This window comes from Streptomyces sp. NPDC007863 (genome assembly GCF_040633895.1).
GTDB lineage: Bacteria > Actinomycetota > Actinomycetes > Streptomycetales > Streptomycetaceae > Streptomyces.
The window spans coordinates 24136-44782 of the sequence record NZ_JBEYEI010000035.1 but is presented as its reverse complement, the minus strand read 5'-3'; the positions used below and the strand labels follow the sequence as shown (position 1 = coordinate 44782).

17 protein-coding genes are annotated in these 20647 nt (G+C 76.1%); 11 read left to right on the top strand and 6 right to left on the bottom strand.

Annotated features, from left to right (window positions below; genetic code table 11):
• The first annotated feature begins 145 nt into the window (after nucleotides 1-145).
• The 9 genes from ABZ621_RS35625 to ABZ621_RS35585 all read left to right on the top strand — a co-directional run bounded on the left by ABZ621_RS35625 (nucleotide 146) and on the right by ABZ621_RS35585 (nucleotide 11036).
• Nucleotides 146-3418 (top strand): adenylate/guanylate cyclase domain-containing protein, encoded by a 3273-nt coding sequence (locus ABZ621_RS35625; protein WP_360611041.1) that lies wholly within the window; start codon nucleotides 146-148, stop codon nucleotides 3416-3418.
• Complete coding sequence (locus tag ABZ621_RS35620) at nucleotides 3415-4296, top strand: S8 family serine peptidase (protein WP_360611039.1); 882 nt, start codon at nucleotides 3415-3417, stop codon at nucleotides 4294-4296. The genes ABZ621_RS35625 and ABZ621_RS35620 overlap by 4 nt, the downstream gene beginning before the upstream one ends.
• Nucleotides 4280-4873: a GAF domain-containing protein gene (locus ABZ621_RS35615; RefSeq protein WP_360611037.1), complete on the top strand. Its 594-nt coding sequence runs from the start codon at nucleotides 4280-4282 to the stop codon at nucleotides 4871-4873. Before ABZ621_RS35620 ends, ABZ621_RS35615 begins: the two co-directional genes overlap by 17 nt.
• 145 nt (nucleotides 4874-5018) lie before the next feature.
• The gene (locus ABZ621_RS35610) at nucleotides 5019-5738 is read left to right on the top strand and encodes a DUF2470 domain-containing protein (RefSeq protein ID WP_360611035.1); all 720 of its coding nucleotides are present in this window, start codon (nucleotides 5019-5021) and stop codon (nucleotides 5736-5738) included.
• Between the two features lie 35 nt (nucleotides 5739-5773).
• Entirely contained in the window at nucleotides 5774-6571 is a 798-nt protein-coding gene (locus ABZ621_RS35605; protein ID WP_360611034.1) for an ABC transporter permease, read from the top strand.
• An 89-nt stretch (nucleotides 6572-6660) separates the two neighbouring features.
• Complete coding sequence (argC, locus tag ABZ621_RS35600) at nucleotides 6661-7695, top strand: N-acetyl-gamma-glutamyl-phosphate reductase (RefSeq protein ID WP_360611032.1); 1035 nt, start codon at nucleotides 6661-6663, stop codon at nucleotides 7693-7695.
• A 115-nt stretch (nucleotides 7696-7810) separates the two neighbouring features.
• A complete protein-coding gene (gene argJ / locus ABZ621_RS35595) occupies nucleotides 7811-8962 on the top strand; it encodes a bifunctional glutamate N-acetyltransferase/amino-acid acetyltransferase ArgJ (protein ID WP_360611031.1) in 1152 nt (383 codons plus the stop codon).
• Nucleotides 8959-9852, top strand: a complete 894-nt coding sequence (gene argB, locus ABZ621_RS35590) for an acetylglutamate kinase (protein WP_360611029.1) — start codon at nucleotides 8959-8961, stop codon at nucleotides 9850-9852. The genes argJ and argB overlap by 4 nt, the downstream gene beginning before the upstream one ends.
• Nucleotides 9849-11036, top strand: coding sequence for an acetylornithine transaminase (locus ABZ621_RS35585; protein ID WP_360611027.1), 1188 nt, complete (start codon nucleotides 9849-9851; stop codon nucleotides 11034-11036). Before argB ends, ABZ621_RS35585 begins: the two co-directional genes overlap by 4 nt.
• Nucleotides 11037-11058: 22 nt before the next feature.
• Here ABZ621_RS35585 and ABZ621_RS35580 read toward each other — a convergent pair whose 3' ends face one another.
• From ABZ621_RS35580 to ABZ621_RS35555, 6 genes are all read right to left on the bottom strand, one after another.
• A complete protein-coding gene (locus ABZ621_RS35580) occupies nucleotides 11059-11499 on the bottom strand; it encodes a GNAT family N-acetyltransferase (protein ID WP_360611045.1) in 441 nt (146 codons plus the stop codon).
• 220 nt (nucleotides 11500-11719) lie between these two features.
• Nucleotides 11720-11956 carry a hypothetical protein gene (locus ABZ621_RS35575; RefSeq protein WP_360611025.1) on the bottom strand — a complete coding sequence of 79 codons (237 nt, stop codon included), beginning with the start codon at nucleotides 11954-11956 and terminating at the stop codon, nucleotides 11720-11722.
• A complete protein-coding gene (locus ABZ621_RS35570; RefSeq protein WP_360611043.1) occupies nucleotides 11944-13524 on the bottom strand; it encodes an amidohydrolase in 1581 nt (526 codons plus the stop codon). The genes ABZ621_RS35575 and ABZ621_RS35570 overlap by 13 nt, the downstream gene beginning before the upstream one ends.
• Before the next feature lie 15 nt (nucleotides 13525-13539).
• The gene (locus ABZ621_RS35565) at nucleotides 13540-14415 is read right to left on the bottom strand and encodes an ABC transporter ATP-binding protein (RefSeq protein ID WP_360611023.1); all 876 of its coding nucleotides are present in this window, start codon (nucleotides 14413-14415) and stop codon (nucleotides 13540-13542) included.
• Nucleotides 14412-15533 carry an iron chelate uptake ABC transporter family permease subunit gene (locus ABZ621_RS35560; RefSeq protein WP_360611021.1) on the bottom strand — a complete coding sequence of 374 codons (1122 nt, stop codon included), beginning with the start codon at nucleotides 15531-15533 and terminating at the stop codon, nucleotides 14412-14414. The genes ABZ621_RS35565 and ABZ621_RS35560 overlap by 4 nt, the downstream gene beginning before the upstream one ends.
• Nucleotides 15530-16597 carry an iron chelate uptake ABC transporter family permease subunit gene (locus tag ABZ621_RS35555; protein ID WP_360611019.1) on the bottom strand — a complete coding sequence of 356 codons (1068 nt, stop codon included), beginning with the start codon at nucleotides 16595-16597 and terminating at the stop codon, nucleotides 15530-15532. The genes ABZ621_RS35560 and ABZ621_RS35555 overlap by 4 nt, the downstream gene beginning before the upstream one ends.
• A gap of 255 nt (nucleotides 16598-16852) precedes the next feature.
• Between ABZ621_RS35555 and ABZ621_RS35550 the strand changes: the two genes are divergently transcribed.
• Complete coding sequence (locus ABZ621_RS35550; protein ID WP_360611017.1) at nucleotides 16853-18565, top strand: ABC transporter ATP-binding protein; 1713 nt, start codon at nucleotides 16853-16855, stop codon at nucleotides 18563-18565.
• Complete coding sequence (locus ABZ621_RS35545; protein ID WP_360611016.1) at nucleotides 18562-20595, top strand: ABC transporter ATP-binding protein; 2034 nt, start codon at nucleotides 18562-18564, stop codon at nucleotides 20593-20595. The genes ABZ621_RS35550 and ABZ621_RS35545 overlap by 4 nt, the downstream gene beginning before the upstream one ends.
• Nucleotides 20596-20647 lie beyond the last annotated feature (52 nt).

Sequence of the window (20647 nt, the reverse complement as noted above, 5' to 3'; positions counted from 1 at the left end):
TGTCGGCCGGCGCCGGTCCGCCCGGGGGCCGGCCCCCCGTCGGCGGCCGTCCGGCCCTTGCCCACCCGGGCCCACCGCCGGGGGGGCGCCCCCGCCCGGGGGGTCGCGCACCGGCCCCGACGGGCCCCGCAGGAAGGAAGACCCGATGCCCTGCCCGACCTGCCGTCAGGCCCTGCCCCCGGAGGCCAGGTTCTGCGCGAACTGCGGGACCGCCCGGCCCGCGCCCCTGGTGGGCCCCGAGGACGAACGCAAGCCGGTGACGGTGCTCTTCTGCGACCTGGTCGGCTCCACGGCGCTCTCCGGCACGCTCGATCCCGAGACGCTGCGCGTGGTCACCCTGCGGTACTTCGGGCTGATGAGCGAGCAGATCGAGGTGCGGGGCGGCACGCCGGAGAAGTTCATCGGGGACGCGGTGATGGCGGTGTTCGGCGTGCCCACGGTCCAGGAGGACGACGCCCGGCGGGCGCTCGGCGCGGCCCTCGGCATGCGGGAGGCGCTCGCGGGGCTCAACGCCGAGCTGGAGGCGACGCTCGGGATCCGGCTGAACATCCGCATCGGGGTCAACACCGGCCAGGTCGTCGCCGCGGCGCGTTCCACCGCCCGGCAGGCGCTGGTGTCGGGCGAGACGGTCAACGTCGCCGCCCGGCTCGAACAGAACGCCGCGCCCGGGGAGATCCTGGTCGGCCCGGAGACCCTCCTCGCGGCGGGCCCGACGGCGGTGGTCGAGGAGGTCGGCCCGCTCGCGCTGCACGGCAAGACCGAGCCGGTACGGGCCCACCGGCTGCTCGCCCTCGGCACGGACGCCCCCGAGCTGCTGCGCCGCTTCGACGTGCCGTTCATCGGCCGCGAGGCCGAGCGGGCCGCTCTCGACCGGGCGCTCGACGACACCGAGGCCGGCGCCGCGGCGCTGCTGCTCGTCGGCGAGGCGGGGGTGGGGAAGACCCGGCTGGTACGGGAGTGGCGCGACGACCGCCTCGCCCGGAGCCCGCTCGCCCACGGCTCCGGCCGGTGCCGCAGCTACGGCGAACACGGCAGCCTGACACCACTGGCCGACGCGGTCCGCGAGATCCTGGCGACCCTGCCGGGGCCCCGGGACGAGGTCCCGCCCGGCACGCCGACGGACCACCCTCCGCACGGCGCCCCGACGACGTCACCCACCTCCGTGAACCGCCACACGCACGGCACCCCGACGGCGTCGCCCGCCCCCGCGGGCCGTGCGGCGCGCGGCACCCCGGCGGACGCGCCCGCGGCCGCCGACGGCCCCCCGCGGGACGCGCTCGCGCTGCTGCGGAACGGTCTGTTGCGGGACGGGACGCCGAACGCCTCGCTGGAGGATCTGTGCGCGGCGCTCGCCGTGGTGCTGCGGTGGGCGGCGCGGAGCCGGCCGGTGCTGCTCGTGCTCGACGACTGGCAGTGGGCCGCGCCGCTCCTCGTACGGACGCTGGACCGGCTGCACGCGCTGCTCGGCCGCACCCGGGTCCTGACCGTCCGTCTGGTCCGTCCCGACGGCGCCGCCCCGCCCCCCGGGCAGCACGGGGACCGGGTGGGGACGCTGCGTCTGTCCGGGCTGCCCGGGCCCGAGACGGCGCTGCTCGCCCGCGAGCTGGTGGGCGCGGACGCGGACGCTCCGCCGCCGGAGCTCTTCGCCCGGGCCGAGGGCAACCCGCTGTTCCTGGAGCAGCTGCTGGTCCCCCAGGGGGAGGCGGGGGAGGCGGAGCGGTACCTGCCGCCGACCCTCCAGGCGCTGCTCGGGGCGAGGATCGGCGCGCTGGACCCGGTCGAGCGGGCGGTGCTCGACCTGGCGTCGGTGGTCGGGCGGGAGTTCACCAGCGCCGACCTGGTCCGGCTGCACGCGACGGCGCGGGCCGCCGCGGGGGCGCCGGCGGACGTCGACGGCGGGGTCGTCGGGACGCTGGCCCGGCTCGGGCGGCGGCGGCTCGTCGAGCCGTCGCCCGGGAAACCGGGGCTGCACCGTTTCAGCGGCGGTCTGGTCCACGAGGTCGCCTACGCCTCGCTGTCCAAGCGCGCCAAGGCGGACCGGCACGAGTGGGCCGCCGGGCTGCCGAGCGTCCTGGCCGCGGGCCCCGGCGCGGTCGGCGGCCATCTGGAGCGCGCCCACCGCTACCGCGTGGAGCTCGGCCTCCTGGACGAGCGGACCGCGCGGCTCGGGGAGCGCGCCGCCGAGGCGCTGGGCGAGGCCGGCGCGCAGGCGCTGTCCCGGTCCGACCTGCACTGGGCGGAGAGCCTGCTGCGCCGGGCGGTGGAGCTGCTCGGGCCCGGCGCGCCCGCCCGGCTGTCGGCCCTGCGCCGGCTGGGCGAGGTGCGTCTGGCGCAGGGGCAGGCCGAGGAGGGCGCGGCGCTGCTGCGCGAGGTCCTCGACGCGGACGGCCCGGCCGTCGAGTCCGCGCACGCCCGCCTCGCGCTCGCGGTCCTCGACCCGGCGGGCGGCGGCGTGGTGGCGACGGCCCGCCGGGTGCTGCCGGTCTTCGAGGCGGCGGCGGACTCCGTGGGCCAGGCCCGGGCGCGGCTGCGGCTGGCCCAGCAGCTGCAGCAGGCCGGCCGGCACGAGGAGGCCGACCGTGATCTCGTACGGGCGCTCGGGCACGCCGCCGAGGCGGAGGCGGAGCCGGAGCGGGCCGCCACCCTGGGCGCGATCGGCGTCTCGCTGTGGCGCGGCCCCGAGCCGGTGGAGACGGCGCTGGCCCGGTGCCGGGCGCTGCTCGCCGAGCACGGCACCGGCCGGCCCACCGTGCGCGTCACCCTGAACTGCCCGCTCGCGGTGCTGTACGCGCTCCGGGGCCGGCCCGCCGACGCGCGGGCGGCGCTCGCGGAGGCGGAGCGGCTGGCGGCGGAGCTGGACTACGCGGAGGTCGGGGTGTTCCTGCCGGTCTTCCGGGCGACCGCGGAGGCGCTGCTCGGCCACCGGGGGCGTGCGCTGGCCCTGCTCGGGGAGGCCGACGCGACGGCGGCCGCGCTGGGGGCCGCCGGTTTCCGCCAGGCGATCGCCCTGGACGCGGCCCGGCTGGCCCTGGACATGAACCGGCGTGTGTCGGCCGAGCGCTGGCTCGACGGTCTGGCGGACGGGCGGCGGCTGCCGCGCGCGGACGTGGTGGAGCTGGCCGGGCTCCGGGCCCGGCTCGCCGCCCGCGGCGGCGACGCCGAGGAGGCCCGGCGGCAGGCGGACACGGCCGTGCGGACGGCCGAGCTCACCGACTCACCCCTGGTCCGGGCCACCGCGGCCCTGGACCGGGCCCGCACCCTGGCGGCCCTCGGACTGCCGGGCGAGGCCGGGCAGTCCGCGTGGTCGGCGGTGGAGCGGTTCACGGACAAGGGCCACGCGCGCGGTGCGCGCGAGGCGCGACGCTTCCTGGCGGGCCTCACGGGCGCCGGGACGGACGAGAGGAGCCGGCGCCGATGACGACGGCCGAGACCGCGCGGGGCGGCGGCCTCACCTGGAGCCTGCGGGGCCGCGGCCCCGGCGACGTACCGGTGGAGGCGGACCTCGGTCCGGCGCCGTCCGGTCCGGCGGCGGTGGCCGGGACGGGACGGGGGGTGCGGGTGTGCGTCGTCGACTCCGGAGTCGAACGCGACCACCCGGACGTCGGCCCCGTGCAGGGGTCGTGGGTGGTGGTGAAGGACCCGGCGAGCGACGCCACGGAGGTCCGGCCCACGGACACCGGGGACAGCTGCGGTCACGGCACCGCGTGCGCGGGGATCATCCGCCGCACGGCGCCGGAGTGCGAGCTGTACAGCGTCCGGGTCCTGGGCGAGCGCTTCTCCGGTACGGGCGACGTCATGCTGGCCGGTCTGCGCTGGGCGGTCGAGCAGGGCTTCGACCTGGTGAACCTGAGCCTGTCCACCACCCGGGCGCGCTTCGCCGAGGAGCTCCACCGGCTGGCCGACCACGCCTACTTCTCCCGGACGGTGATCGTCGCCTCCGCGCACAACTCGCCCGTGGAGAGCTTCCCCTGGCGGTTCGCCTCGGTCGTCTCCGTCGGCAGCCACCAGGAGGACGACCCCGGACTGCACCTCTACAACCCGTCGCCGCCGGTGGAGTTCTTCGCCCCGGGGCAGAACGTGACCGTCCCGTGGCTGGGCGGCGGTTCCATCCGCACCACCGGGAACAGCTTCGCGACCCCGTACATCACCGGGCTGTGCGCCCGCATCCTCTCGGCCCACCCGAGGATGACGGCCTTCCAGCTCAAGAACGCCCTGTACCTCTCCGCGGCCAATGTGCGCACGGCGCCGCGGGGTTCCGTCCCGGCAGGAGAGGCCCGCCATGAACACTCGCACTGATCCCCCGCTGGACGCGCTGCGCCGCGATCTGCTCCAGTCCGTGGTCGACGTCGCCCGGGCGATCTTCGGCGCGGCGGCCGGCTCGGTCTTCCTGCTCGACGAGGACGCCGACGAACTGGTCTTCCAGGCGGTCTCCGGCCAGGGCGAGGAGTTCCTGGTGGGCCGCCGCTTCCCGGCGGGGCGCGGCATCGCCGGCTGGGTGGCGGCCTCCGGGGAGCCGATGGTGGTGGACGACCTGGCGACCAGCGCCTCCTTCGACCGGGAGCTGGCCGAGTCCACCGCGTACGTGCCGAACGCGCTGATGGCCGCCCCGCTGATCAGCGACGGCCGGGTGCTGGGCGTCCTGGAGGTCCTCGATCCGTCGCCGCAGGCGCGTTCCGGTCTCCAGGAGCTGGACCTGCTCGCGATGTTCGCCCGCCAGGCCGCCGCGGCCCTGCGCATGGCCGCCCTCGCCGACGGCGTGTTCGCGTCCCGGGCCGACGCCGCCCGGCCCGCGGCGGCCCTGGGGGCGGGCCATCGCGCGGACGCCCTGCGGCTCCTGGGCGATCTGGAGCGGCTGCTGCGCGAGCCCTCCTGACGGTCCGTCGGCGGGGCGATCGCCGGCTCGCCCGGCCGGGACGGCAGCGCGCCGCGCGCCGGATCGGGGGCTTCCGCCCCACCTCGATCACGGTTAGGTTAGGCTTGCCTAAGTAGCTGCCTCCACGACGCCCCCTGGAGTACCCATGCGCCTCCGCACCACCCGTACCACGGGTCCGACGCCCGCCGAGCGGATGCGGTCGATCATCACGGTGGCCCACTCCATGACCGTCGTGGCCGACGGCCGGCGCCACGAGGTCCACAGCCTCGACGGCACGGCCGCGATGGGCCGCATCCACCTCCACGAGCCCTCCGACGACCTCGGTTCCGACGACCTCGGCTCCGGCGACCGGACGCCCCGCGTCCCGATCCGCGTGGAGCTCACCGACATCGCGCCCGCGCCCGTACGCGACCGGCTGCGCGCCCGCGTGACGCTCACGGGTCTCGTGGCGGCCCCCTACCTCGCGGAGACCGCCGAGAGCACCTGCGTCCAGCTCGGCCAGGCCGTCCTCGAAGACGCCGGGGGCCGCACGTACGTCCCCCTGGCCCAGTTGGAGACGGCGGAGACCGACCCCCTCGCGGGCTGCGAGGCGTCCATGCTGCACCACCTCACCGCCGACCACCCCGATCTGGTCACCCGGCTGCTGCGCCTCGCCGATCCGGGCCTCACGCACGGCCTCGAACGCGCCCTGCCCCTCGCGATCGACCGCTACGGCATCACGCTGCGCCTCGAACACGCCACCACGCACCACGACGTGCGGCTGCCGTTCCCCACCGCGATCACCGAGGTCGACCAGGTCGGACTCCAGATCCACGCCGTCCTGACGGCGGCGCGGCGGGCCGCCCACTCCCACCTGTCCGCCTGAGCGAGGCCGTCCGCCCCGTGGGGTAGCGATGTCGCATGCCTCTCGCCGCCGAAACCCTGCTGCCCGTCGACTCGTCGCTCGCCGTGGCCCTCGTCGTCCTGCTCCTCGTGGCCACCGGGGTGGTGGCGCTCTTCCGGCTGTCGCCGGACGGATCGGCCGGGCGGGCCTGCGAGATCGCGACGGCCGGGCTGCGGGCGGCGGCGCAGCTCGCCGTGGTGTCGGCGGTGATCGGCTGGGCCGTCCACCACACCGCGGGCCTGATCGGCTTCCTCCTCCTGATGCTCTCCGTCGCCACCCGCACCGCCGGCCGCCGCATCACCGGGAACGGGACCTGGTGGTGGGCGGCCCTGCCCATCGCGGCCCCGGTGGTGCCCACCGTCGCCGCCCTCGTCGCGGCGGGCCTGCTGACCGTGCCCGGCATCGCCGTCATTCCCGTGGCCGGCATCCTCATCGGCGGCGCGCTGACCGCGACGGTCCTCGCCGGCCGCCGTGCGCTGGACGAACTCGACCAGCGGCACGGCGAGGTCGAGGCCGGTCTCGCGCTCGGCATCCCGGAGCGGGAGGCGCGGCTCGAAGTGGCACGCGCCGCGGCCTCGGACGCGCTGCTGCCCGCCCTGGACCAGACCCGTACCGTCGGCCTGGTGACGCTGCCGGGAGCCTTCGTCGGGATGCTCCTCGGCGGCGCCTCCCCCGTCACGGCCGGCGCGGTCCAGCTGTTCGTCCTGGTCGCCCTGCTCGCCGTCGAGGCGCTCGCCATCGCCCTGACCCTCGAACTCGCCGCCCGTGGCCTGATCCACCGTCACCCCGCGCGCGAAGTGGACGCGAGGGCGTGACATCCCGGCTCAACTAAGGTTAGCCTTACCTCAATTGGGGCGCCTCGCGGATGCGCCACCGGATCCCCCGACACAGGAGACGGACGAACATGGCCTTACGGGTCGCGGTGGCCGGAGCCAGCGGCTACGCCGGCGGAGAGATCCTGCGCCTGCTCGGCTCGCACCCCGGGGTGGAGCTCGGCGCGGTGACCGGCCACGGCAGCGCCGGCCGGAGCCTCGGCGAGGTACAGCCCCAGCTGGACGGCCTCGCCGACCGGTTCCTGGAGGAGACGACGGCGGCCGTGCTGCGCGGCCACGACGTGGTCTTCCTCGCCCTGCCGCACGGCCATTCGGGCTCCCTGGCGGGCGAGTTGGGCCCCTCCACCCTGATCGTGGACTGCGGCGCGGACTTCCGCCTGCGCGATCCGGCCGACTGGCGGCGGTTCTACGGCACCGGTCACGCGGGCACCTGGCCGTACGGCCTGCCGGAACTGCCCGGCGCCCGGGAGGAGTTGAAGGGCGCCACCCGCGTCGCCGTGCCCGGCTGCTACCCCACCGCCGTCACCCTCGCGCTGTTCCCCGCCTACGCGGCACGGCTGGTGGAACCCGAGGCCGTGATCGTCGCGGCCGGCGGCGCGTCCGGAGCCGGCCGGTCGCTCCGGCCCCACCTCCTCGGCTCCGAGGTGATGGGCTCGATGAGCCCGTACGGGGTCGGCGGCGGCCACCGGCACACGCCCGAGCTGACGCAGAACCTGTCCCGGGTCGCCGGCGAACGCGTGACCGTCTCCTTCACCCCGACGCTCGCCCCCATGCCGCGCGGCATCCTCGCCACCTGCTCGGCCCGGCTCCGGGCGGACACGCCGGCGCGCGAGGAAGAGGTGCGCGCGGTCTTCGAAGCGGCCTACGCCGACGAGCCGTTCGTCCGGCTGCTGCCACCCGGACGGTGGCCCTCCACCGCCTCGGTGACCGGATCCAACATGGCGCACGTGCAGGTCGCTGTGGACCCCGCGGCGCACCGGCTCGTCTGCGTGAGCGCGATCGACAACCTGACCAAGGGCACCGCCGGTGGCGCGGTGCAGAGCATGAACGTCGCCCTCGGCCTGCCGGAACGGCTGGGCCTGCCCACGAACGGAGTGGCCCCGTGAGCCGGGGGCACCTCCCGGCGGCAGCCGGGGGAGCACGCGCGGCCGCCGGTCCGCGGATGACAACGGAGCCCGCGCCTCCGCGCCGCGCGGGCGGAGAAGCGAACGGAGAGGCACAGTGACCGTGACCGCTGCCCGGGGATTCCTTGCGAGCGGTGTCGCCGCCGGGATCAAGGAATCCGGTGATCCCGACCTCGCCCTGGTGGTGAACCAGGGACCGTCCCGCGCCGCCGCCGGCGTCTTCACCTCCAACCGCGTCCAGGCGGCGCCCGTCCGCTGGTCCCGGCGCGTGCTCGCCGGCGGCCGCGTCACCGCCGTCGTCCTCAACTCCGGCGGCGCCAACGCCTGTACGGGCCCGGCCGGTGCCTACGACGCCCGGACGATGGCGAAGCGCACGGCGGGCGCGACGGGCGGGGAGGCGGAGGAGGTCGCCGTCTGCTCCACCGGCCTGATCGGCGTCGGACTCCCCATGGACCGCGTCGTGTCCGGCATCGAGGCCGCGGCGCGCGCCCTGTCGTCCGACGGCGGCACGGACGCGGCCGTCGCGATCCGGACGACGGACTCGGTGCACAAGACCGCGGCCGTCTCCCGGTCCGGCTGGACGGTCGGGGGCATGGCGAAGGGCGCGGGCATGCTCGCGCCCGGGCTCGCCACCATGCTGGTGGTCCTCACCACGGACGCCGACGCGGACGGCGCGCTGCTCGACTCCGCGCTGCGCTCCGCCGTGCGCACGACCTTCGACCGGGTGGACTCGGACGGCTGCATGTCCACCAACGACACCGTGCTGCTGCTCGCCTCGGGAGCGTCGGGCACCGCCCCGGCGCCCGGGGAGTTCACCGAGGCCGTGCACGCCGTCTGCCTCGATCTGGCACGGCAGCTGGTCGCGGACGCCGAGGGGGCGTCCAAGGAGATCGAGGTGGCGGTGGTCGGCGCGGCCTCGGAGCGGGACGCCGTGACGGTGGGCCGCTCGGTGGCGCGGAACAACCTGCTCAAGTGCGCGCTGCACGGCGAGGACCCCAACTGGGGGCGGGTGCTCTCGGCGATCGGCACGACCGACGCCGTCTTCGACCCCGACCGGCTCGACGTGGCCGTCAACGGCGTCTGGGTCTGCCGGGACGGCGCGGCCGGGGAGCCCCGGGACGGGGTGGACCTGACGGGGCGCCGCGTCACCGTCACCGTCGACCTGCGCTCGGGGGACGAGTCGGCGGTCCTGTGGACCAACGACCTCACGGCCGAGTACGTCCACGAGAACAGCGCCTACAGCTCATGAGCGGGGTCGGGGTGGAGACGCGGCCGGACCCGCGCGAGGCCCTCCGGGGCCGCACGGTCGTGGTGAAGTTCGGCGGCAACGCCATGGTGGACGGGGCGCTCCTGGAGGCGTTCGCGCGCGATGTCGTGGAGCTGCGGCGGGCGGGTCTCCTGCCGGTCGTGGTGCACGGCGGCGGGCCGCAGATCAGCGCGATGCTCGACCTGCTCGGCCTGGAGGTCCGCTTCGAGGCGGGCATGCGGGTGACCACGCCGGAGACCATGGACGTGGTCCGGATGGTCCTGACCGGCCGGATCCAGCGGGAGCTCGTCGGCGTGCTCAACGCCCACGGCCGGTTCGCCGTGGGCCTGTCGGGCGAGGACGCCGAGCTGCTGACGGCCGTACGGCGCCCGGCGTCGGTGGACGGGCGGCTCGTGGACATCGGCCTCGTGGGCGAGGTCGTGGCCGTGTCGCCGGAGACCGTGCGGGCGATGCTGGACCAGGGGCTCGTCCCGGTCGTCTCCCCGATCGCGCGCGGCGCGGACGGCCAGGTGTACAACGTCAACGCCGACCTCGCCGCGTCCGCCCTTGCGGTCGCCCTCGGCGCCGACCGGCTCGTGGTGCTCACCGACGTCGACGGGCTGTACGCGGACTGGCCGCACGGCACCGAGGTGATCGAGCGTCTGACCGCCACGGAGCTGGGCGTCCTGCTTCCGGGGCTCGCGAGCGGCATGGTGCCGAAGATGGAGGGCTGCCTGCGGGCCGTGCGGGCGGGCGTGGGCCGGGCCCAGGTCCTCGACGGGCGGCTGCCGCACGCGGTGCTGCACGGCCTGTTCTCGGCGGAGGCCCGGGGGACCACGATCGTCCCGGACGAGCCGGCCGCCGTCCCCGCCCGCCAGGGGGTCCGCCCGTGACCGCCGGCGCGTCCGCCCCGCTCACCGAGCGCTGGCGGGCGGTCGTGATGGACACGTACGGCACGCCGCCGCTGGCCCTGGTGCGCGGCGAGGGCAGCCGGGTCCGGGACGAGGCGGGGCGGGTCTACACGGACTTCACCGGCGGGATCGCGGTGAACTCGCTGGGGCACGCCCATCCCGCCGTGGTGGCAGCGGTCTCCGCCCAGATCGCCCGGCTCGGCCATGTGTCGAACCTGTACGCCTCCGAGCCTGCCGTCGCCCTCGCCGAGCGGCTGCTCGACCTGCTGGGGCGGCCGGGCCGGGTCTTCTTCGCGAACTCCGGCGCGGAGGCCGTCGAGGCGGCCTTCAAGATCGCCCGCAGGACCGGGCGGCCGCACGTCGTGGCGGCGGAGGGCGGCTTCCACGGACGGACCCTGGGGGCGCTGGCCCTCACCGGCCAGCCGGCGAAGCGCGACCCCTTCCTGCCGCTGCCCGGCGAGGTCTCGCACGTGCCGTACGGGGACGTGGCCGCCCTGCGCGCGGCCGTCACCGAGCGGACGGCCGCGGTGGTCGTCGAGCCGGTGCAGGGAGAGGCGGGCGTGGTGCCCGCGCCCGGGGGGTACCTCCGGGCGGCGCGTGAGATCACCCGCGCGTCCGGAAGCCTGCTGGTGCTCGACGAGGTGCAGACCGGGGTCGGCCGCACCGGCCACTGGTTCGCCCACCAGGCGGTGGAGGACGTGGACCCGGACGTGGTGACGCTGGCGAAGGGGCTGGGCGGCGGGCTCCCGATCGGCGCCGCGGTCGCCTTCGGCCCGGCCGCTGCCCTGCTCGGGCCCGGGCAGCACGGCTCCACCTTCGGCGGCAACCCCGTGGCGTGCGCGGCCGCCCTGGCCGTGCTGGAGACCGTCGAGAAGGAAGGGCTCCTCCCCCATGCCGCCTGGCTCGGCGAACGGCTGAAGCACGGCATCGAGGCGCTCGGGCACCCGTTGGTCCGCGAGGTGCGGGGAGCGGGGCTGCTCCTGGGCGTCGTGCTCACGGAGCCGGTCGCCGCGCGGGTCCAGCGGGCGGCCCAGGACGCCGGGTTCCTCGTGAACGCGGCGGGGCCCGGGGTCGTACGCCTCGCCCCCGCCCTGACGATCGGCGAGGACCGGGCGAGGGCGCTGACGGCGGCCCTCCCCGCGATCCTCGACGCCGCGCGTCCGTGACCACGGGCCCCTGGCGGGGCCCTCACGCCTCCAGGGCGCGGGCCAGGACGCGGGCGCCGCGGCCCGGGTCCAGGGACCGCGCCCACGCGACCGGCGCCTGGCTTGGGCGGACCGGCGCGAAGCCGTTGCGGAGGAAGAGGCGGCCGCTGCCGGTCGTCGCCGTGAACAGGGCCGTGAGCGAGCGGTTGCGGGCCCTGGCCGTCGCCGCCTGCAGCAGACGGCCGCCCATGCCCGAACCCTGGCGGTGCGGGACGACGCAGAAGTTGTACAGCACCCCGGCGGCGGCGTGTTCGCGCAGCCCGAGGCAGCCTTCGAGGGCGCCGTCGGGCCCCTGGGCGACGAGGAAGTCGGCCGCCCGCGCGAGGTAGAGGGAGAGCGGGCGCTCCCGCAGCGCCCCGGTGCGGACGAACGGGCGGGAGAGCGCGGCGAGTTCCGGTCCGTCGTCCCGGCGTGCCGCCCGCACGGTGAACTCGGCTGCGGCGGCGGACGGGCGGGGGGCGCGGGACGGCGCGACGGGAGGCGGCGGTGCCGTGGTCAAGGCGTTCCTTCCTCGGATTCCACCGTGCGCGGCGGGGGCTCCCCGACGATGCCGGGGGCGGTCGGACCGCCGCGCAACTCCGGTGAGACCAACGAGAGTTAGGTTAGCCTTACCTTCCTCGTGAACCAAGTCGGCCGGTACGGCGCTACCCGCACGCGCGGCCCGGGTAGCCGTCGCTCTCCGGGGCCCCGGCCGCGCGCATGCGGCGGAGGACCTCCGGGAGCAGCGCGTCCTCCACGGGGGCCGGGACGTTCAGCTCCACGTCGAAGACCAGGGTCTCCCCCGCCGCCGTCCACACGACCCACCGGGGCGGGTCCTCGGGCGCCCGCCAGAGGTGCGCCCACGCGCCGAGTCCGTCCACCGGCCCCGTCACGCCGCCCACGTCCCCTTGGTGTCCCGGCCGTCCACGAGCGTCGTCACGATCTCGATGTCGCCGATCCGGGAGGGATCGACGCGGCGCGGGTCGTCGCCGAGGACCACCAGGTCGGCGCGCTTGCCCGGGGTGAGGCTGCCGGCGCTGTCGTCCCAGCGGCAGGCGTGGGCGCCCGCCACGGTGTAGGCCCGCAGGGCCTCCTCGACCGTGATGGCCTCGTCGGGACCGATCAGGGCCCCCGACGTGGACGCGCGCTCGACCATGAACTGGATCGCCCGCAGCGGCGCGCCGTCCGTGACGGGCCGGTCGGAACTGCCGACGAGGGTCACGCCGTGGTCGAGGAAGCTCCGGCCCCGGTACATCCAGGGGGCGCGGCGCTCCCCCATCACGGCGGCGTAGTCGTCGCCGAAGTAGCGCAGGAAGCCGGGCTGGACGACCGCGCTGACGCCGAGCGCGGCGAAGCGCGGGAGCTGGTCGGGGCGGATCAGCCCGGCGTGCTCGACGCGGTGCCGGGCGTCGGGGCGCGGGCGCAGCTTCTGCGCCCGCTCCAGGGCGTCGAGGGCGAGGTCGGCCGCCCGGTCGCCGATGGCGTGCACGGCGAGCTGCCAGCCGCCGAGGTGCCCGTCCACGATGAGCTCGGTGAGGCGCTCCGGGTCGTCCTGGAGCTGCCCGGTGTGGTCGCCCATCCCCTCGTACGGCTCCGTGAGCGCGGCCGTCCGCGCCATCATGCCGCCGTCGGTGTAGATCTTGAGCGCGCCGACGGAGAGCCAGTCGTCGCCGAAGCCGGTGCGCAGGCCGAGGTCGAGGGCGCGCGGGAAGCCGTCGTGCTCGTGGGCCCCGGCGGGCTTCAGGGTGTCGCCGCCCGGCATGAGCTGGACCCGCAGCGGCAGCCGGCCCTCGTCCCTCAGGAGCTGGTAGGCGCCGAGCTCGACCGGGCTGTGGCCGAGCAGCCCGCCACCGATCCCGGCCTCGGCGCAGGCGGTGACGCCCTCCGAGAGGCAGACGCGGCCCGCGTGCTCGATGGCGTCGGCGAGTTCGGCCTGGGCGTAGGGCAGGCGGAGCCGCCGTACGGCGCCCATGGCGCTCTCGACGAGGAGGCCGTCCTCGTGGGGGACCTCGGCCGGGAGCAGGTCGAGCACGGCGGTGTTCACCACGCAGGCGTGGCCGGAGTCGTGCATGAGGAAGATCCGGCGGCCGTCGCTCACGGTGTCGAGTTCGGCGGCGGTCAGGTGGCGGCCGAGGGCCCGCTGGTCGTAACCGCCGACGCTCACCCAGGCGCCGGGCGCGCGGCGGGACGCCGCGTCCGCCACGGCGGCGAGGACGTCGTCGGTCCGGGTGAGGCCGGCGATGCTCGGCGTGCGCGCCTTCAGCCCGGTCCACGCCAGGTGCACGTGGCTGTCGATGAACCCGGGGAGCACGGTGGCCCCCTGGAGGTCGACGACCTCCCGGGCGGGCAGGCCGGTCACGGCCTCGTCCAGGCCGACGACGCGGCCGTGCCAGATGCCCAGGTCGCGGGCGACCGGGTGGTCCGGGTCCATGGTGAGGATGTTCCCGTTCGTCAGCCTCGTGCAGAGCATCATGGGCGGTCCGTCCTAGCGTCGTTCGGCCATCACGGCGTCGGCGGCGGCCGGGTCGCCGCCCTCGGTGTCCTGCGGCGCGAACCGCTTGGGCGCGGCGGGCACCATCAGGGGCGTACCGGTCTCGGGGTCGTCGATGATGCGGCAGGGCAGCCCGAACACGTCCTCGACCAGATCGGCGGTCATGACGTCGGCGGGGGCGCCCTGGGCGGCGATGACGCCGCCGGGACGCATCACGATGAGGTGGGTGGCGTAGCGGCACGCCTGGTTGAGGTCGTGGAGCACCGCCACGACCGTGTGTCCCTTGCGGGCGTGCAGTTCGGCGCACAGGTCGAGCACGTCGACCTGGTGGGCGATGTCGAGGAAGGTGGTCGGCTCGTCCAGGAGCAGCAGCGAGGTCTGCTGGGCGAGCACCATGGAGAGCCAGACGCGCTGGCGCTGGCCGCCCGAGAGGTCGTCGACGGGCCGGTCGGCCAGCTCCAGGACGCCGGTCTGCCGCATGGCCTCCACGACGGCGGTCTCGTCCTCGGCGGACCACTGCCTGAGCATGCCCTGGTGGGGGTAGCGGCCGCGGGCGACGAGGTCGCCGACGGTGATGCCGCCGGGGGCGGTGGAGGTCTGCGGCAGGAGTCCGATGCGGCGGGCGACCTCGCGCGAGCGGTACGAGGAGATGGCCGCGCCGTCCAGGTAGACCTGTCCGCCGCGCGGCTTGAGCATCCGCGCGAGGGCCTTGAGGAGGGTGGACTTGCCGCAGGCGTTGGGGCCGATGATCACGGTGAAGGAGTGGTCGGGAATGGCGACGCCGAGGTGTTCGGCGACCGTCCGCCGGTCGTAGGAGAGCGTCAGGTCCTCGGCGCGCAGCCGGGGCGTCGGGGTGTTCGTTCCAGTCATGCGCGGCTCTTTCGCGACTCGGTGATCAGCAGCCAGATGAGGTACAGCCCGCCGATGGTGCCGGTGGCCGTGCCCACCGGGAGGAGGGCCGGGGCGAACAGGCGCTGCGCGGCGAGGTCGCTCGCCGCGAGGAGCAGCGCGCCCATGAGCGCGGCCGGCAGCAGGGCGGGGCCGGCGGTGCGGGTCAGGCGCCGGGCGAGCTGGGGCGCCGCCAGGGCGATGAACCAGATGGGTCCGGTGACGGCCGTGGCGAAGGCGGCCAGCGCGACGCTGATGAGGAGCAGCACCGCGCGGGTGCGGCCGACGTCGACGCCGAGGGCCGTGGCGGTGAGGTCCCCCATCTCCACCATGCCGAGCCGGCGGGAGAGGAGGAAGGCGGGCGGGAGGAGGACGGCGACCGCGATCAGGATGGCGTTCGCGTGTGTCCAGCCGCGGTTGCCGAGGCTTCCGATCAGCCACGCCTGGGCCTCCAGGGCCTCCTGGAAGGTCGCCCGGGTGATCAGGTACGAGTTGACGGCGAGGAGCAGCGCGCTGACCCCGATGCCGATGACGACCAGCCGGAAGCCCTGGAGGCCGCGGCCCAGCATGAGGAGGTGGACGGCGCCGGCGGTGGCGAGGCCGCCGATCAGGGCGCCGGTCGCGATCTGGGTCATGCTGCCGTGCAGGACGATGATGACGGTGAGCGCGCCGACGGCGGAGCCGTTGGTGAAGCCGATGATGTCCGGGCTGCCCAGCGCGTTGCCGGTGAGGCTGGTCAGCAGGGCGCCGCTGACGGCGAGGGCGGCGCCCACGGCAAGGGCTGTCAGCAGCCGGGGCAGGCGCAGGGTGTTGACGATGAAGTCGGCGCCTCCGGAGTCGCCGCCGGTGAGGGCCCGGAGCACCTCGCCGACCGTCAGTTCGTAGTCGCCGGTGGTCAGCGAGACGAGCATGACGGCGAGGAGGGCGACGAGGATCCCGGCCGTCACGGCCAGCGCCCTGCCCCGGACCCGTACGGACAGCCCGCCGGCCGGGGTGCGCAGGACGGTTCCGGTGATCACGCGCGGCCGGTGGGCGAACCGGGCCTTCGCGTCCCGGGAGTCGGGGTGCGGGGCGGGTCCGCCCTCGCGTACGGCGCTCACAGCATGACCAGCTTTCGACGACGGCACAGGGCCAGGAAGACGGGGGCGCCGATGAACGCGGTGACGATGCCCACCTGGACCTCGCCGGGGGCGCCGATCACCCGGCCCACGACGTCGGCCCCGACGAGCAGGACGGGGGCGAGCGCCATCGAGTAGGCGAGCACCCAGCGCTGGTCCGGGCCGACGACGAAGCGGGCGATGTGCGGGACGACGAGGCCGACGAAGGCGATCGGCCCGGCGGCGGCCGTCGCGGCGCCGCACAGCAGCACGACGCCGACGGCGCCGAGGATCCGGGTGCGGTGGACGTTCACGCCGAGGGCCCGGCCCATCTGGTCGCCCAGGGCGAGGGCGTTGAGCGCGGGGCCGAGCAGCAGGGCGATGAGGAGGCCCACGGCGACGAAGGGGAGGATCACGTACAGGACGTCGAGGTACCGGCCGGCGAGCGAGCCGACCGTCCAGAAGCGGAACTGGTCGAAGGCGCGCGGATTCAGCAGCAGGACGGCCGAGTTGAAGGCGTAGAGCACGGCGGTCACGGCCGCGCCGGCGACGACCAGCCGGTCCGGGGTGGCGACCTTGCGCCCCGAGGAGCCCAGGAGGTACACGACGGCCGAGGCGAGGGCCGCGCCGGCCAGGGCGAACCACACGTAGCCGAGGACGGAGCCGATGCCCAGGAAGGCGATGGCGCTGACGACCCCCGTCGACGATCCCAGGCTGATGCCGAGGAGACCGGGCTCGGCGAGCGGGTTGCGGGTCAGCGCCTGCATCAGCGCCCCGGACAGGCCGAGGGCCGCGCCGACGAGGAGGCCGAGCAGGGTCCTGGGGATGCGGTAGTCATGGATGATGACGGAGGTCTCGGACCCGTCGGGGTGCCACAGCGCGCTCCAGGTGGCGGTGAAGGGGATGCCCCGCGTCCCCGTCCACACGCTGAGCAGGCAGACGAGGACGAGCGCGGCGAGGACGGCGAGCAGCCCGGCGCTCCGCAGCGCGGTGGCGGTGCCACGGGGCTCGGGCGCGACGGCGGGGGCGGTCTCCTCGCCGGACACCGCCTGGGTTTCGACCGGCAACGACTGTTCCCCCTGACGGCGGTGCACGCGTACCGCGATCGTTCGTGTGCTGTAGGGATGAGTCAGCGACTCGACGCGTAGGAGACTTGCAACTTAGGCGAGGCTAACCGAACGTGGATGGCGGGTCAACGCGCCCGAATCCAGGGGGAGATGGACCGAAGGGTCCACGCCCGCAGGGGCGTTCGACCCTCGCGTGAACGGTCACGATCTTAGAGTAGCCTTACCTAACTTTCCTGACTCCAGACGGAGGGTCACATGCCAATCGGAGGACCGACCGGGGGGCACGTCCTCCGCGGTGCGATCAGGGGACAGCGCCGGAGGGTCGTCTCGGCGTCCCTGCTCGGCATGACCCATCAGGCGTGCGAGGCGCTGGTGCCCGTGGTCATCGGCGCCGCCATCGACACGGCCGTCGCCACCGGCTCCACGCCGGCGCTCGTGCGGTGGCTCCTGGTGCTCGGCGTCCTCTTCCTCGTGCTGTCCACCTGCTACCGGACCAGCGCCAGGATCGCCGAGGGCGCCGGCGAGCACGCCGCGCACCGGCTCCGGCTCGAACTCGGCGCCCGCGTGCTCGACCCGCGCGGCGGCGCCGACGCGAACCGGCTCCCGGGCGCGCTGACCAGCATCGCCACCAACGACGCCCGCCGCGTCGGCTCGGTCGCCACCGTCCTCCCCTACGGCTGCGCGGCGATCGCCGCGCTCGTGGTCAGCGCGGTCGCCCTGCTGAGGATCTCCGTGCCGCTCGGCCTGCTCGTCCTCCTCGGCATCCCGCCGCTGCTGTGGCTCGGCCACCGCATCAGCCGGCCCCTGGAGCGGCGCAGCGAGGCCGAACAGGAGAGCGCCGCGCACGCCTCCGGCGTCGCCGCCGACCTGGTCTCCGGACTCCGGGTCCTCAAGGGCATGGGCGCCGAGTCCGCCGCCGTGGCCCGCTACCGCACCACCAGTCAGGACTCCCTGGCCGCGGCGCTGCGGGCGGCCCGCAGCCGCGCGGGGCACGAGGGGGCGCTGCTCGCCCTGACCGGCGTCTTCATCGCGGTCATCGGCATCACCGGCGCCTACCTCGCGATGCGCGGGAGCATCAGCGTCGGCGACCTGGTCGCCGCGGTCGGCCTCGCGCAGTTCCTCCTCGGCCCCTTCCAGCTGCTCGCCTACGCCAACGCCGAGTTCGCCCAGGCGCGCGCCTCCGCCCGGCGCATCGCCGAGGTCCTCGCCTCCCCCGCCGCCGTGGACGGCGGCGAGCGGGCCCCGGACGGTGCGACGGCCGGACACGTCCGGCTGCGGGACGTCCGCCTCGGCTCCCTGCGCGGCGTCGACCTCGACCTCCCGGCCGGCAGCCTCACCGGCGTCGTGACCCGGGACCCGGCCGTCGCCCACGACCTGCTCCTCGCCCTCGCCCGCGAGACGGACCCGGCCGACGGACGCGTCGAACTCGACGGCGTGCCCCTGACCGAGCTCGACCCCGACCGGCTGCGCCGCTCGGTCCTCGTCGCCCCCCACGACGCCGACCTGTTCGAGAGCAGCCTCCTTGAGAACGTGCGGGCGGGCGCCGACGACACCGGCACCGGCACCGGCACCCGGGCCGTCGACGCCGCCCTGACCGCCTCCACGGCGGACGAGGTGGCGCTGCTGCTGCCCGACGGGGCCGACACGGTGCTCGCCGAGCGCGGCCGGTCCCTCTCCGGCGGCCAGCGCCAGCGCGTCGCGCTCGCCCGGGCGCTCGCCGCCGACCGTCCCGTCCTCGTCCTGCACGATCCGACGACCGCGGTGGACACCGTCACCGAGTCCCGGATCGCCGCGCGGCTGCGGGACGTCCGGCAGGGGCGCACCACGGTCCTGATCACCACCAGCCCGGCCCTCCTCGCGGTGACGGACCGGGTGGTCGTCCTCGACGGGGGGACGGTGACGGCCGACGGCGCGCACACCGCCCTCGTCGCCGGGGACGAGGCCTACCGCGCGGCGGTGCTCGGATGACCGCCGTGCACGAGGACCCCACGGGCCTCGCCGAGACGACGCGCACGACGGGGAACACGGAGGCGGAGACGGCCATGAGCGCGATCAGCACGCAGGACCAGGACCGCGCGGACGGCCAGGAGCGCACGGACGACGGGAAGCGGGCGGACGACCGGGAGCGGGCGGACGACCGGGACCGCACGGACGGCCAGGACCGGAACCGCGCGCTCCTTCCGACGGCGAGCGGCGCGGAGAGCCGGGCGGCGCTCCGCTCGATCCTGCGCGGCCACCGGCTCCACGTCGTCGCCGCCGTCCTCGTCCTGGTCGCCGGGACGGGGATCGGCCTGCTGACCGCCCCGCTGCTCGGGCACATCGTCGACCTGGTGGTGGACCGCGAGGGGCCCGGCGCCCTGACGGTGCCCCTGGTCCTGCTCGTCGTGGTGGCCCTCGCGCGCGGCGCCGCCGCCGCGTGGGGCGGTGCCCTGGTGGCCCGGCTCGGCGAGACGGTGCTCGCCGCCGTGCGCGAGCGGTTCATCGAGCGGGCGCTCCGGCTGCCCCTCGAACGCGTCGAGGCGGCCGGCTCCGGCGACCTCGTCTCCCGCGTCACCAGCGACGTCTCCGTGATCGCCAAGTCGGTGCGCCAGGCCCTGCCCGAGTTCACCCGCTCCGCGCTCACCATCGTCCTGACCCTGGTCGGACTCGCCGTCCTGGACGGCCGGTTCCTCCTCGCCGCGCTCCTCGCCATGCCCGTCCAGGTGCTGTCCGTCCGCTGGTACCTGCGGCGGGCCGCCCCCGTGTACGCCGAGCACCGCGTCGCCACCGGCGCGCTCCAGCACCAGCTGCTGGACAGCATCGGCGGGGTGCGCACCGTCCGCGCCTTCCGGCTGAACGACCGGCACGCCACCCTGCTCGACGACCGTTCGGGCGCCGCCCGCGACGTGGCGCTGCGGGGCCTGCACATCGTCACCGGCTTCTTCTCCCGGCTGAACCTCGCCGAGTTCATCGGCCTCGCCGCCATGCTCGGCACCGGCTTCCTGCTGGTCCGGGACGGCTCGGTGAGCATCGGCACGGCCACCGCCGCCGCCCTGTACTTCCACAGCCTGTTCAACCCCGTCAACGCCGCGCTGTTCCTCATCGACGACGCCCAGTCGGCGGGCGCCAGCCTCGCCCGCCTGATCGGCGTCGCGAACCTGGCCGCCGAGCGGACGCCCGAGGGCGGGGCCGCGCCGGTCGACGGCGCGGTCAAGGTGACCGGGCTCGGCCACGCGTACGCCGACGGACGTCCGGTGCTGACCGGCGTCGACCTGGAGGTGCGCAGCGGCGAGCGGGTGGCGCTGGTGGGCGCGAGCGGCGCGGGCAAGACCACGCTGGCCAAGGTCATCGCGGGCGTGCACCGGCCGACCGGCGGTTCGATCTCCCTCGGCGGGGTCGACGTCCGCGAGCTGGGCCCGGAGGGCGTCCGGCGCGCGGTGACCCTCATCAGCCAGGAGGTGCACGTCTTCGCCGGTCCGCTGACCGAGGACCTCCGGCTGGCCCGGCCGGAGGCCACGGACGAGGAGCTGCGGGAGGCGCTCGACCGCGTCGGCGCCCTGGAGTGGGCGGAGGCCCTGCCCGAGGGCCTGGCCACCGTCGTGGGCGAGGGCGGCCACCGGCTGACGGTCGCCCAGGCCCAGCACCTCGCGCTGGCCCGGCTCGTGCTCGCGGACCCGCCCGTCGCCATCCTGGACGAGGCGACCGCCGACGCGGGCAGCGCGGGCGCCCGCGTCCTGGAGGAGGCCGCGGCCCGCGCCCTGGAGGGACGTACGGGCCTGCTGGTCGCCCACCGGCTGCCCCAGGCCGCTGCGGCGGACCGGGTGGTCGTCCTGGACCGGGGCCGGGTCGTCGAGACCGGCACCCACGACGAGCTCGTCGCGGCCGGCGGCCCGTACGCCGCGCTGTGGGCGGCGTGGTCGGACAGCCGGCGGGCGGCGGACGTTCCCGAGGACGGCGGCGAGGACGGCGGCGAGGGCTCGGGCGAGGTCGAGCCCGGGCCGGCGCTCGGCGCCCGGTAGGAACCACGCGCCTGCGCCACGCCACGCGCGGACGCCGCCGCCCGCGGAGGGA